General features: G+C 59.6%; 14 protein-coding genes. 1 reads left to right on the forward strand and 13 read right to left on the reverse strand.

What is annotated here, in order from left to right; genetic code table 11:
• Positions 1 to 329 precede the first annotated feature (329 nt).
• The 11 genes from SIAM614_RS16045 to SIAM614_RS16095 form a co-directional block, all read right to left on the reverse strand.
• Entirely contained in the window at positions 330 to 524 is a 195-nt protein-coding gene (locus SIAM614_RS16045; RefSeq protein ID WP_006936034.1) for a hypothetical protein, read from the reverse strand.
• A 130-nt stretch (positions 525 to 654) separates the two neighbouring features.
• The gene (locus SIAM614_RS16050; protein WP_006936035.1) at positions 655 to 1,440 is read right to left on the reverse strand and encodes a hypothetical protein; all 786 of its coding nucleotides are present in this window, start codon (positions 1,438 to 1,440) and stop codon (positions 655 to 657) included.
• A 136-nt stretch (positions 1,441 to 1,576) separates the two neighbouring features.
• Positions 1,577 to 2,452 (reverse strand): glycoside hydrolase family 73 protein, encoded by an 876-nt coding sequence (locus SIAM614_RS16055; protein WP_006936036.1) that lies wholly within the window; start codon positions 2,450 to 2,452, stop codon positions 1,577 to 1,579.
• A 472-nt stretch (positions 2,453 to 2,924) separates the two neighbouring features.
• Positions 2,925 to 3,836 carry a hypothetical protein gene (locus SIAM614_RS16060; protein ID WP_006936038.1) on the reverse strand — a complete coding sequence of 304 codons (912 nt, stop codon included), beginning with the start codon at positions 3,834 to 3,836 and terminating at the stop codon, positions 2,925 to 2,927.
• Positions 3,837 to 3,838: 2 nt separating this feature from the next.
• Positions 3,839 to 4,153, reverse strand: a complete 315-nt coding sequence (locus tag SIAM614_RS16065) for a Bbp19 family protein (RefSeq protein ID WP_006936039.1) — start codon at positions 4,151 to 4,153, stop codon at positions 3,839 to 3,841.
• Positions 4,140 to 5,843 (reverse strand): portal protein, encoded by a 1,704-nt coding sequence (locus SIAM614_RS16070; RefSeq protein ID WP_006936040.1) that lies wholly within the window; start codon positions 5,841 to 5,843, stop codon positions 4,140 to 4,142. The genes SIAM614_RS16065 and SIAM614_RS16070 overlap by 14 nt, the downstream gene beginning before the upstream one ends.
• Positions 5,843 to 6,064, reverse strand: coding sequence for a hypothetical protein (locus SIAM614_RS16075; protein ID WP_006936041.1), 222 nt, complete (start codon positions 6,062 to 6,064; stop codon positions 5,843 to 5,845). The genes SIAM614_RS16070 and SIAM614_RS16075 overlap by 1 nt, the downstream gene beginning before the upstream one ends.
• A gap of 324 nt (positions 6,065 to 6,388) precedes the next feature.
• The gene (locus SIAM614_RS16080) at positions 6,389 to 7,861 is read right to left on the reverse strand and encodes a hypothetical protein (RefSeq protein ID WP_157139898.1); all 1,473 of its coding nucleotides are present in this window, start codon (positions 7,859 to 7,861) and stop codon (positions 6,389 to 6,391) included.
• A gap of 390 nt (positions 7,862 to 8,251) precedes the next feature.
• Positions 8,252 to 8,608, reverse strand: coding sequence for a hypothetical protein (locus tag SIAM614_RS16085; protein ID WP_006936043.1), 357 nt, complete (start codon positions 8,606 to 8,608; stop codon positions 8,252 to 8,254).
• Positions 8,605 to 9,174, reverse strand: a complete 570-nt coding sequence (locus tag SIAM614_RS16090; RefSeq protein WP_157139899.1) for a hypothetical protein — start codon at positions 9,172 to 9,174, stop codon at positions 8,605 to 8,607. Before SIAM614_RS16090 ends, SIAM614_RS16085 begins: the two co-directional genes overlap by 4 nt.
• A 144-nt stretch (positions 9,175 to 9,318) precedes the next feature.
• Positions 9,319 to 9,717, reverse strand: coding sequence for a rhodanese-like domain-containing protein (locus SIAM614_RS16095; protein ID WP_006936045.1), 399 nt, complete (start codon positions 9,715 to 9,717; stop codon positions 9,319 to 9,321).
• A gap of 79 nt (positions 9,718 to 9,796) precedes the next feature.
• Between SIAM614_RS16095 and ftrA the strand changes: the two genes are divergently transcribed.
• Positions 9,797 to 10,801, forward strand: coding sequence for a transcriptional regulator FtrA (gene ftrA / locus SIAM614_RS16100; RefSeq protein ID WP_006936046.1), 1,005 nt, complete (start codon positions 9,797 to 9,799; stop codon positions 10,799 to 10,801).
• A gap of 14 nt (positions 10,802 to 10,815) precedes the next feature.
• Here ftrA and SIAM614_RS16105 read toward each other — a convergent pair whose 3' ends face one another.
• Both SIAM614_RS16105 and SIAM614_RS16110 read right to left on the reverse strand, forming a co-directional pair.
• Positions 10,816 to 11,433: a hypothetical protein gene (locus tag SIAM614_RS16105; RefSeq protein ID WP_006936047.1), complete on the reverse strand. Its 618-nt coding sequence runs from the start codon at positions 11,431 to 11,433 to the stop codon at positions 10,816 to 10,818.
• Positions 11,434 to 11,507: 74 nt separating this feature from the next.
• Positions 11,508 to 11,939 (reverse strand): hypothetical protein, encoded by a 432-nt coding sequence (locus tag SIAM614_RS16110; protein ID WP_006936048.1) that lies wholly within the window; start codon positions 11,937 to 11,939, stop codon positions 11,508 to 11,510.
• Positions 11,940 to 11,953 lie beyond the last annotated feature (14 nt).

Genomic DNA, 11,953 nt, shown 5'->3' on the forward strand with positions numbered 1-11,953 from the left:
AAAATCGTTTCTTTCACGCTGCGTTTGCCTATTGGGGTGAGAAACAAAAAAACCGGCGCAAGGCCGGGGTATCGGAGCAGCAAATTCGTCTTCGAGTAGCGTTGACATAGAACGCACTTAGCCTCGGGCCCCTCAGACCAGGAACAATTCGGGGTCCCGGCCCGCAGCGAGGATAAGTTTACGCGCGACAGGCGGATTACGGTCCAGCATTTCAGCTTGTTTCTTGAGATCAGACCGCTTCACGTCGAACGGATTTGCTCCATTTTGAAGCCTCACTCCGGACCATCCATCAGTCCAGGGTTTCACGTTCGTTTTCGTTCCGGGTTTGCTCAGTCCCAGAATTTCCCGCGCCCGCTGTCTACCCTCTTCAGCAAAATCGACACGTCGAAATACATCTGTGCAGGCCAAAAGGCCTGCACACTGAAATCGAAACTGAAAAAGGGGTGGAATTTGGCGATGCGCTTCGCTCGGAAGCCAACCGCGAAGGCAGAGGCACGGCAGTAAGCCGGGTCCGCCTTGCTCATCAGAACAGCCGGAAGTCAGACCGGGCCCATACCGTGAACTTCAAAGCCGTTTCACAGTCCGGGAACCGGCCACACGGCTCTCGGATGAGTGTTCTGCAATTCGGTTTATCAGGTGAATAACCGCAGAAGATCAGTCGTTCGAAGATACACTCTCGAATGCAAGTCCCGCAGGCCGCATGAAAACCAGAGCCTGCATCTCCAGGCACTGAAGCTGCTCGGCCGAACCGGGTTCGGCGCCGGAATAAACAACCATGGTGTTTTCCTGTGTACCGTCGTCGAATCCTGCGAACTCGAAAACCGATGTGCAAGGCGTCTCTAGAATCTTGTCCCGATAGGAAAATTCGAAATCGTCGAACACTGACATTGGCGGACCGAACTCAACGAGAGTGCCCCGACCATCCTTGACCCTCATCAAATCAAAAATGGATAACCCGAGCGATTGAAAGAATTCTCCTTTTGGCGCAAGAATTTCAGTCAATTCCGTACTCTTCTCGCCACTGCTACCTTCCGATCCCGGCTTCTTGTCCAGATCGAGATTGAGCACGGTAATCGTATTGGAAAGCTGGTAATCCAACGCATCCACCGGAGTGCTGTAATACTCGTTCCGTCCATAGGGCAGATGCGAGATGCTATGGCCTGGAATATCCGGAAACTGCTCAGCATTCTGTTCGATTTCCTCGGGCGAAAAGCCCAGATAGACCACACGGACATCCTCCGCGACCTGCACCTTGAACATGGCGGGATCAAGGCTTGAATTGACATAGCCCTCTATTTCAGACCGAAGAACTTCAGGTTGCTGTTCCCACGGGATGACTGCACCGTCCGCGGCCAGGCAAACCGACGGCAGAGCAATAACCCCCGACACTTTCAGAATTGCCCCAAAGCCATTGATAAAACGAAAGGTGTTCAATTTCATTCCGGATCCCTCTATATATCATCGCACTCTAAAAAAGCATCGAGACGCTGAAAAATCAGAACATGTTCATTATTTGCTCCTGATCAACCCTTAATTGAAATTGGCACAAAAACCTCTTCCGAAACCAGCGGCATTTTCAGAGACCGAACAATCTGGGGTCTCGGCCGGCGGAAACGATCAACCGCTCTGCCAACGCCGGTGATTTTTCTAGAAGCAAAGCTTGCAACTTGAGATTTGGATTTTTTAGATCGAACGGATTGAAATCCTCTTCGTTGCCAGCCCCTGTAGCCGCGAGATCGGCACCAGGTTTTCGCCGAGGAACAGCAGGAGACGGACCTGCAGTCCTGTCCAAAGGCACATTTAAAGCGGACTCTCGGTGTACCTCCATTTCTGAAGTGGGTTTTCTACCCGGCACTGGTATCGCGGCAGCATTTAAACCAGCCATTTCATGAGTATCGAAAATGTTCGGTGACCTTGGTGCGTTCCGATGCCCCATAAGTATGTTGTGAAGATCAATGTCCTTTTCCGTTTCTCGGAAAAATCTCTGAAGACCTTCGCTCGGCGGAGCGTAAGTTTCTCCGATTTTTCGCTCAATATAGCTGAGTTTTTGGCCATAGAGCTTGTCGGTTGCATAGCCCTTGCCGGGCACTCCTGCATGAAGTCCCTTTACCGCGTCTTCAAATGTGCGAGCGGACATAGCATCAGGCCATCGCGACGATACCGTTTCAACCCAGTCCTGCAAGCTTTCCTGTAGACTGCCGTATCTGCGAAAGCTGTCTGTCAGAACGATTTTCTTTCCCCCCTCATCCTCCCAAGTTCGAAAATCCTGTTTTTTTCCCTTCCAAGAGGCTCCAGCCTTGATCCCGAAATAGTTGTTTCCCTTGACAGATTTGCCATACGCAGTCTCAAGTGATGCTTGTGTTGCCGCAAGGCGCGCCTGGGGATCAGGCAACCCAAGGTTTTTAGCTGCGATATAGACATTGCGAGTGAATTCGTTGACGAGATTTTTCATTAAGTTTATCGCCTTAAATATTCTTGTATTTCTTCCTGCGAACGAATTAAAAGCACAGGAAAATTTCTGCACAGAAGAGTGGATACCTTACGATTTCACGATGATCGACGACCTACTCTTGATAAATCGCGCTTATCACAGCGCAAGATGCCAAAAATTAGAGGGAAAAATCTTTCTGTGCCGTGAGAAGTGGCCTGGCTCTAACGATGTCAGTGTTTATCAGGTACACGCAGAAGTATTGGAAACCGGCGACCTGGCCTTCTGGTCTACAGATGTTGATCCATCCAGCGAACCGTGGATCATTCCCAGGTGCGAGGAACTCACCGGGTAACAGGGTTTCGCTCACCACTGGCTTTCTTCGCGTGTGGCACCATGCGGGTTGAGCACAAGATCTGGCAGACCAACAATCGAAAACCGGCACCAAACGCGATTTGCGCTCATCCTCGCCGCGGCAACTTGAAAAGACTGCTTGTTACAGCCCAAACAACCGTGGATCCCGCCCCGCTGCGACGATCATCTGCCGTGCCCGCAAGGGGCTGTTTTCCAGAAGGTCCGACTGCTGCCTGAGGTCCGGATTGCCGGTCTCGAAGGGATTGCCGCCCTCCCCACCCGCGCCGAAACCGTTCAGGCCGTCTTCCGCAAAGGCGCTGTCGTGGATGAAGGCGAGCAGCTTCACCGCCACGGGGTCCGTCACCTGCTGCAAACCGTCGCTTCCAGCCGTGGTCAGGGCGCCTTTTTCCGCGAACCATCCCGTCAGGTCCACCCCGGCCGTCTTCAGGGTGCTCAGCGCCCGGTCGGCCTTGGCAATGGCGTTCTGGTAGCCGTCGCTGTCCGGTTCGCCATATTCCCTGACCAGGGACAGGTGCGCGGCCTCGGCCGCCTGACCCTGTTTCTGCGCGGCGTCAAAAGCCGCTTCCTCATGGGCGGAAAACTGCTCTGCCATCTTGCCCACCCACCGGTCGTGCAGCTTCTGCGCTGCCTCGGGGTGAAGCCCCGCCTCCTTGAACCAGTCTCCGGCTTCCTGCGCAAAGGCCTGGTCATAGGGAAAGTTTTCCGGCAGCGTCTCGGGCATCTTGAAGCGATAGCCGTCCTTCGGCGTCCAGCGGCTGGAAACATCGGCATAAAAGGCCGCCTGTTCCTCGCTGCCGGCATCTTCGCCCGGAACCTGAAGCGCCCCGGACAGTCTGTCTTCCAGCGAGCGATAGCTTTCCAGAATGCCGGCGGCATCGCGCCAGCCATAGCTGGCGGCCATGTCCCGGTCGGCATCGCTCAAGCCGTCGATGAAACCTCCCCCCTCCGAAGGGCGAGGTCCCATACCATCTTGTCCGGAACCGTCTTGCCCGCCAGCCTCCGGTCCTGCCACCGGGTCGATCGCGTCGTACATCGTCAATATTCCTCGTCAGTTTCGAACTCGGGCAGCATTTCCAGCCGGGCGGCTTCCTGCAGCGCGGCATGCTCTTCCGGCGGAATGCGGATCATCGACAGGATGCGGGCATAAAGTGCCTTGCGCCCGTCCAGATAACCGCCCGCCCTTGGCTCCAGGTTCACCGGCGGCGCCTGGTAGATGCCGCATTCGGCAGCCAGGTCCGCCAGCACGATTTCGCCGTCCGGACACAAAAAAACGGACCGATAGGCCCGTTCCAGCACTCCAGCCCGCTCCCGGCGCCGCCGGGCGGCTCGTTTGAGGCTACGCCAGACCATCCAGCCCTCCCTCGCCGCCCAGGGCCTGCAGAAGCGGCGCCCCGTCGCGGGCGATCCGCGCCATGCTTTCGCCTGTCGCAAGCTGCTGCTGTTGCTGCTGCTCGGCCGCCCGTTCCTGCCGAAGCGCCTCCACCTCTTCCGGCCGCCGCCTCAGCTTGGCGGGCAGCCCCAGCGCGCGGCGGGTCAGGTCGTATTCGGCTTCCCGGTCGTGCAGATCCAGAATGGAGGGATCGGCCCCAGCCGCGATGCCGAGATACTCCTGGAAGCCCATGATCGCCTCGAAATGTCCGGCCTCGCGCATCTGGTCGATGGGTGCCGTCGGCGTCAGGGTCACATCGCCCTCCAGCACGCTTTGCGGCGGGGCAAGGGGCGAACCGGGGGCAAAAGCGCCCCTCCGGCCCAGAATGCCGATCTCCCGTTCGAACAAGGCTTCGTTTCCCGCCATGATGTTGGTGGAGAACGGCCCGATCATGTCGGCCATTTCCTTGCGGCGGATATTGGCTTCCGTTGCCGTGCGGCCATTGCCTTCCAGCAGCGTCTGCCACAGGTCGCCATAAAGCCCCACCCGCAGCTTCTCGCGGATGGTCTCGATCTGCGCATCCGCCGCGCCCGGGTTCACCGTGTCGATCATCGGCCGGAACAGCGGCCGGCCCTGCTCGTCGATCAGCCCGGGGTTGATCCGGCCGGGGTTGAGGTCAAGCTGGCGCTCCTGCGCATGGGTGGCAATCGGCGGGCGCACCGCCTGCGAACTGGCAATCAGCCCGTCGCGCGCCAGGCTCTGCAGGCTCTTGATGTCGCTCATCAGCTTTGCCTGCGGCGGCGAGCCATAGGGCGACAGCCCGTCCCGGTCCCACCGGCTGATCACCAGCGGATATTCGAAGAAGCCGCCCCGCCGGCAGATATGCCCGCTGTCTTCCTCGAAGTGGATGCTCTCGAACCGGGATTTCCTGGTGTCGGTCGCCTGGGCGTGGCCGCCTTCGCGCAGAAAGCAGGCATGTACGAAAGTGTAGTCCGTGTTCTTGCGCTTCGCGTCGGCCGCGTCTTCCTTCACCTTGGGCGACACCTTGCCGGCATATTCCTTCACCGCCTGCCACGCCTTCAACGTGCGCACCCGAAAGAACCCGCAATCGTTGCCCTGGGCATCGATGACCAGGTAAATCTCGTAAAGCGGCACATAGCGGTAATGAACCGGCGTGCGGATATCGGCCAGGCTGTCCTCGTTTTCGACCGGAAACAGCACACCCGTCCCCAGTTTCACGGTGGACAGCAGGCGCGAGCGGTTGGCCAGCGCAAAGCCGGATCGCCCCGAATACCGCACACGGAACAGGTGATCGCGCACCAGTTCGAAAAACTCCTCGTCCGCCTGGCTGGGCGCCGGCGCAAACGGATCGCCGAAACCGACCCCATGCCAGGGAAAGCCTTCGGGCATGGTCAGCGAGCCTATGCCGGAGGCAAGCCTGTCCAGCAGCCAGACAGCGGTCGGGTCGTACAGCTTGCGCGACCGGTCCCGGGCGGCAGACCCGCGCAGGGCGCTCATGCCATCCCGGGCGCTCACGCCGCCGGGCCGGTTGAAGGCCCGCTCCATGTCCGGCGCCGTATAGGTGACATAGTCCTGCCAGTCCGCCTCCACCCATTGGCGTTCCGCCCGGGCCGATTGCAGCTCGGTTTTCAGATCGTCGACAACTCCCATCACGCACGCCCCAAAAGTGTGACACCGGGGCGCGAGGCACTGCCGTAATCGGCAACGCCCAGCGGGCCGGTCAGGTTGGTGGCCCGGGTATTATAGGCGGCGGCCCGGCGCCGGCGCCCGTTTTCCTGCAGGTTGCGCGCCTGCCGCTGCGGGTCGGGTTCGCGCGGCGGCGGCGGTGTCGGTTCCGGGTCCGGCTGCTTGGAGCCTCCCCCACCAAACATGCACATGGGTGGTCCCTTTCTCTCAATGTCTTGAAAACGTGTAATCGGCGCCGCCTGCCGGCACGGCGGCAGCGCCTCAAGGCCTGTCCGCGCAGGCGGCCGTAAAAAATCGAGCAGACGTATCCGGCAGCGCCAAGGCGCTCTTGCCGGCCAGGCCGCAATTTTCCAAAGTACCGGTATGAGGTCTGTTTTAGCCTTGTTTTGACGAAGCGTCCAGCAAGGCCAGATGTCTGAACCTGTTGTTCAGACACGCATTTCCGGAAAGCTCTTGCCACTCAAAGGCTTTTTGAAGCTTCCCGGTTGTGCGCCCGAGGCGGTGTTTTTTCACCGCGCCCCGGTGGAAGCTCCATCCAGCGGCGCAGCTTTACCGGGCGATGCGGCAGCCAGCGCCGCCGGAACGTTTCCAGCCGGTGCGGCAGAGGCCTGCCGCGCGGCCCGCCTGCTGTTGTTTGGGATGTGCGCCTGCCACGCCCTGTCCCGAGCCCGGCCGACATTTGCCTGAAAGTCTTCCGTCAGCAAATGGCGCTTTCCGGTCTCGTCGTCATAGGTCAATGTCATGCGCGGGCCGTAGCCGTCCTCGTCCGCCGGGGCCTGCTGCCTGTCCCGGCCGGTCTTGTCATTTGGCATCAGATGCCATTTCGCAGCGCGCACCCCCTGTGCTTTCAGCAGGTCCTCAACGTCCTTGCGCACGTAACCATGGCCGTCTTTTTCAAGATCCGGATAGGCTGTCTCGACCGGATATTTCAATACGGTCCCTTCCGCCTCCGGCGCGAAGGCCGAAAGACCCCACATCTGCTTGAACCGGTAAATCGCATAGTCCCGGGCAGCCTCCTTGTGGCCACCCAGTTCGACATAGCTTTGCCTGAACAGCCTTTCGTAATCCGCAAGCGCTTCCGCCTCTTCGGCGGCAGTTCTGCCGATCTGCCGATATCGGTCATAGGAACTTTTCCGGGCCAGATCAGCAGATGCAGCCAAACCGGCTGAGGCGTCAGCAACATCGGCCGCCGTTGTGGCACTCACGCCGTCCAGCTTGCCGGTGCCCACTTCGGCCCCAACTGCGCCGGCTCCAGACACGCTGCCCTCAGACACGCCGTTTTGGCGCGCCGCCTCAAAACCAGGGGCCAGAATGGCGGAAGAGCCTGGCAGAACCGGCTTCTCGCCCAATGGCACTTGCCCGCCATCCATCAGGATGGTTTCAGAAGAAAGACTGCCGTCATCCAGCCGCGGCGCCGTAAGCGGCGCATCTGTCGCCGCCATCGGGGCCGCCGACAACAGTTGCCTGACTTGTTCCCGGCGCAGCTCTGCGTCTCTCGTCAGGGTGTCAGTCAATTCTTCGCGTGTTGCGCCGCGGTTTGCGGCCTGCTCCACGGCTCCGCCGGCCTCAATCGCGTTCTGTATCCCCTGCAGCGACTGCAAGGCCTCTTCCTCATCCTCGCTGCCGGCAAACGCCCAGTCGATTGCGCTGCCCACCGCGCCTGTCAGCGCGTCCCGGCCATAAACGTAGGCCCCAAATGCCTCCGATCCTTCGACGGTTGTAGCAATTTCGGCCATTTTCCGGATCACCAGGTTGTCCGGATAGGCTTCGCCATAAAGCTGGGTCAAGGCGATAATGTCGTCCAGATTGCCCAGAACGTCCCAGGCCTTTTTCAACGGCCCGACAGGCGTCAACGAAACGGCCAGGTCGAGGCCCGCCTCCGCCGCCATGGACTTCAGATCGTCCTCTGTAAACTCCAGCCCCAGCTCTCTTGCCGCCTGCGCAAACGGTATGTTCCGCTCGTCCGCACGTGCCTGAACCATTGAAAAAACCGGAACGGCTGCAAGACCAAGAACGAAAACCGGCGCGCCTCGACGGAACAAATTCGTCGCATGTTTGCCTATCTTAAGCGCCTGGGCGTGTTCAAAGTTGTCCGGCAAAACATACGTATGTTTTTCAAGCGGATGCGTCGTTACCCTCCTCCCCGGCTTTGCGGAAAGGTCGTAACGACCGGAAGATATCCGATTGCGAAGGGCGGTGAACTTTTCTTTTGTAAAAGGCACATCCGGATGGGCACTCAGCCAAGTCAGAGCCGAGCGTGTGCTCAAACGGTCGAATTTCAATTGGTGCAGCGGGTGGTCTTCACCAAAATCATTGTCCAGCAGGTCTATGTCTCTCCCGATCACTTCAAAATCGTATGTGTCCCTGTTCCGTCACATGAATTTGCGAATCGACATATCGGCCACTTCGCCGCCGCTCTCGTACCGCTTTCCTTCGGGATCGAACAGTTCTTCCTCTGGCTTGCCTGTTTCCTGGTCAATTCCCTCCACCGGATCGATTTCCACGATGCGGTGAGCATTCTCGTCCAGCCATCGTTGAAGGATCTTTCCCCTGCGGCTTTCCCACTCTTTGGCCTTTATCAGCTCGGCTTGAAAATCCCCGCTGAAGAAAAACTTGTCACCCCGGTTCGCGATCGCATTCAAACCCTGAACCGGGTACTCTCCAGATCCCACTCTTCCGATAAATGTCAGAATTTCGGAGGCATCAAGGAGAATAACCTTCTCTTTCATTTCGCCCCCTTGTCTGAAAAGGCGATATCCGTCGAATGCTCTTTTTCAGCGTAAGCCCGGGTCTCCGGAGCCGCCAGGGATGGAAGCTCTCCGATCGCAACCCTGTAGGCTAAGCGCCGGCCGGGATCGAGGTTACCGTCATAGGGGATCTGCGTTTTCATCGCATACCAGCGTTCGAAGTCGTAGATGGTTTCGTTGTCCGCCCACGGGCAAAGCTCATCGAACCCCTCATCATCCCGGCCGAAATCCGGATTGGCAGTCAGATAATCGAGCCAAGCTTCCGACCGCTTCATCACCTCAAGAATTTCCGGGTGCGTGAGGTGCAATCCACCAAAATGAAGGAGTGTTTCATATGGCAATTTGGGTGCCCGGGGTCTTGTTGGGCTCCACGAACTGTATTTGTCGAAAAAGGCCCTGCCTTCTTCCGTTTTCTCAAATGCCGCCAGCTCTTCCCGCCAGCCGGTAATATCTTCAAAATCCGCCATGGGTCCTGCGTCCAAATCCCCTAAAAAATGTTCATTCTTTGTTCCCATCAGAATTGTGGTTGATCCAGTGAATTTTTGCAACCTGCCGCTGGAGCTTTCCTGAAGGCTTCCCTTGCCGCGGCCCTGGCTATCGTTTCTCTTCGACCGATGCTGCTGGTAATGCCCCCGCCTGACCGGCCAAAGCAGGCAGGGTCAGGCAGGCAGGGGCTCTTGCTGCAGCTCAGCTCATGAATTACCGGTTGCCAGCTCAAAACCTTCGTCGATCCAGCCGGTAACGCCACCTGCCATGATCTTCACCGGGCGGCCCAGTTCCGCAAGCCGCAACGCCCCCCGTGCGGCACCGTTGCAATGCGGGCCGGCGCAATAGGTCACGAACAGCGTCTCTTCCGGCCACCTGGCCATCTTGGAACGGATGATCTTGCCGTGGGGAAGGTTGATCGCGCCGGGCACATGGCCTTTTTCGAACAGCGCCGGACTGCGCACATCCAGCAACACAAAGCCAGGCTCGCCCTGAAGGGCGTCGTGCACATCCCAGCAATCGGCCTCGAAGGTAAATTCAGCGGCAAAATGTTCCTTGGCGAGATCGCTCGGTGCGGCTGGAACAGCGGTGACATTGTTGGTCATGAAGGTCTCCTTTCCCGCTGTTTGTCGCCGTCTGAACGCCGATTGGCAATTGGCATGATTGACTATATACGTAAACATCATGACAAAAAATACGTCCCCTCAAACCACTGCCCCCTCCGCGCCGGAAGGCCCGCTTGTCGTCGCCCTTCTCTACGACGGGCTTTGCACGTTCGAGTTCGGTATCGTCGCGGAGATATTCGGTCTGGCCCGCCCCGAATTCGGCGCCGACTGGTACCGCTTCGCCAGTTGCCCGGTCGAGGAAGGCCCCTTACGCGCCCATGGCGGCCTCACACTCGTGCCAGACCATGGCCCGGAACGCATAGCCGAGGCGGACATCATCGTCGTGCCCGGCTGGAAAGGGGCGGATTGCCCGGTTCCCCAATCGCTTGCCGACCGGCTTTGCGAGGCACACAGCCGGGGCGCGCGGCTCGTGTCCATCTGCTCCGGTGCGTTCGTACTGGCAGCCACCGGTCTGCTCGACGGTCGCTCCGCCACCACCCATTGGCGCTACGCGGAAAAGCTGCGCGAGCGGCACCCCGCCGTCACCGTCGACGAGGCCTCGCTCTACCGTCAGGAAAACCGGATCTACACGTCTGCGGGCAGCGCCGCCGGCATCGATCTGATGATCGAGATCATCCGCCAGGATTACGGAACCGACAAGGCCAACTCCGTTGCGCGCCGCCTCGTCGTTCCCGCCCACCGCACCGGCGACCAGGCTCAGTTCCTGGAACGCCCCGTCGCTCATCGCGGGGGCAGCGAAATCGCACCGGTTCTGGAGCGGGTCAGGCAGGCGCTGCAGACGGCCTGGACCATTGAATCCATGGCAGCCCTCTGCCGCCTCAGCCCGCGCACCTTCCAGCGCCGCTTCACCGAAGCAACGGGACTGACGCCGGGCGAGTGGCTGGTTCAGGAGCGTCTGGAGGCCGCCAAGGAGATCCTCAGCCGGGGTGACGACGACATGGAAACGATCGCGGCCCGCGTCGGTTTCGGCAGCGCCCACGCGCTCCGCCACCATTTCCGCAAGAAACTCGGCCTGCGCCCGACCGACTACCGCATCCGCTTCGCCGCCCGCTCCCCCGTCTAGCCGTGGCATGAAACCTAGACTGTCTGCAGATACTTCTGCAGCTTCTCGCGCTGCGGATAGTCGGCCAGAAAGTTGTCCGAGTTCACCTGAAACGTGCCGTCCGCTGTCACCACCGTGCCGCCCGGTTTGAAATGCGCCGCGCAGAAAAACGGTAAGCCGGGCTTCTTCAGGTCCCACTGCAGAAAACCGCCGCCCATGGGATATTGATCGCGAGGGGCCAGATGCTCGTCATGCCGGATCGTGGGCATGACCTTTACCAGCCGCTTCGGCCCGGTCACGGTTGCAAGGCTCAGAGCGCGGGTCTGCAGATCGCGGTATCCCGCAGCGCCGCGGTCCGCCAGGATGCCGTCATGCACGGCCGCGCGCCGCCGGTCCGCCTCCTGCGTTTCCTCCGGCAGGCCATACCGCCCGCCTGATCGCAAGGTCGTGCCTTGAAACTCGAACACTTCCGGCAGCGGCAAGTGCTTGAGGACCAGCAGCTTGAACCCCTGGTCCAGGCGGCCCCTGTGATAACCGATGTTTTCCTCGGTCCTGCGATAGTCGGACAGAACGATCGCATTCAGTTGAGAGATATTGCCTGCGAAATGTTTCGTCATCTGCCCGACGGGCAGATCATCCTTGGGTGAAGACAAGGCTGAGCCTCCAGATAAAAACGTCAAAATTGCAATGGCCGGACGCTACCAGCCTTCCCGGTTTCGAACAACGCTCATGGCCGCTTGTCCCCCCTTACCCAGGCATAGACATAAAAGTCCTCCCCGCCTCGGCCATAGGCCCTCAGCCGCCCTTCGCGTGTTGCGCCCAGCGCCTCGATCCAGCCATGGGCAATGTCGTGATCGTCCAGGGTGATCACCTGCAGCCGCCGGCAATCCCGCTCCACAGTCTCCCGGATTTCCAGCAAGTGTCGTGTGATCGCCGGCACACATCGGCGGAATCGATCCGTGCCGAAGGCCCAGGCCTGCCAATGATCCGGATCGAAGGCGGACGCCTGGCTGAAGCCATAGGCTGCCGCTGGCTGGCCGTCGTACCAGAGCGACCACACCATGCACGGCACGGCCGTCTGCAGCGCGCAGGCCGCCAGCGCCCTTGTGTCCCACTCCTTCCACAGACAGGCGATTTCGCGCAGGTCCTGATCCCGCATGTTGGCCGCGATGA

Source organism: Roseibium aggregatum IAM 12614, assembly GCF_000168975.1.
Classification (GTDB): domain Bacteria; phylum Pseudomonadota; class Alphaproteobacteria; order Rhizobiales; family Stappiaceae; genus Roseibium; species Roseibium aggregatum.

Excerpts from the sequence above, each read along its gene's own strand:
- SIAM614_RS16050 (WP_006936035.1), bottom strand. The coding sequence starts at position 1,440 with ATGAAATTGAACACCTTTCGTTTTATCAATGGCTTTGGGGCAATTCTG.
- SIAM614_RS16075 (WP_006936041.1), bottom strand. The coding sequence starts at position 6,064 with ATGTTTGGTGGGGGAGGCTCCAAGCAGCCGGACCCGGAACCGACACCG.
- SIAM614_RS16080 (WP_157139898.1), bottom strand. The coding sequence starts at position 7,861 with ATGGTTCAGGCACGTGCGGACGAGCGGAACATACCGTTTGCGCAGGCG.
- SIAM614_RS16045 (WP_006936034.1), bottom strand. The coding sequence starts at position 524 with ATGAGCAAGGCGGACCCGGCTTACTGCCGTGCCTCTGCCTTCGCGGTT.
- SIAM614_RS16095 (WP_006936045.1), bottom strand. The coding sequence starts at position 9,717 with ATGACCAACAATGTCACCGCTGTTCCAGCCGCACCGAGCGATCTCGCC.
- SIAM614_RS16055 (WP_006936036.1), bottom strand. The coding sequence starts at position 2,452 with ATGAAAAATCTCGTCAACGAATTCACTCGCAATGTCTATATCGCAGCT.
- SIAM614_RS16085 (WP_006936043.1), bottom strand. The coding sequence starts at position 8,608 with ATGAAAGAGAAGGTTATTCTCCTTGATGCCTCCGAAATTCTGACATTT.
- SIAM614_RS16060 (WP_006936038.1), bottom strand. The coding sequence starts at position 3,836 with ATGTACGACGCGATCGACCCGGTGGCAGGACCGGAGGCTGGCGGGCAA.
- ftrA (WP_006936046.1), top strand. The coding sequence starts at position 9,797 with ATGACAAAAAATACGTCCCCTCAAACCACTGCCCCCTCCGCGCCGGAA.
- SIAM614_RS16065 (WP_006936039.1), bottom strand. The coding sequence starts at position 4,153 with ATGGTCTGGCGTAGCCTCAAACGAGCCGCCCGGCGGCGCCGGGAGCGG.
- SIAM614_RS16070 (WP_006936040.1), bottom strand. The coding sequence starts at position 5,843 with ATGGGAGTTGTCGACGATCTGAAAACCGAGCTGCAATCGGCCCGGGCG.
- SIAM614_RS16110 (WP_006936048.1), bottom strand. The coding sequence starts at position 11,939 with ATGCGGGATCAGGACCTGCGCGAAATCGCCTGTCTGTGGAAGGAGTGG.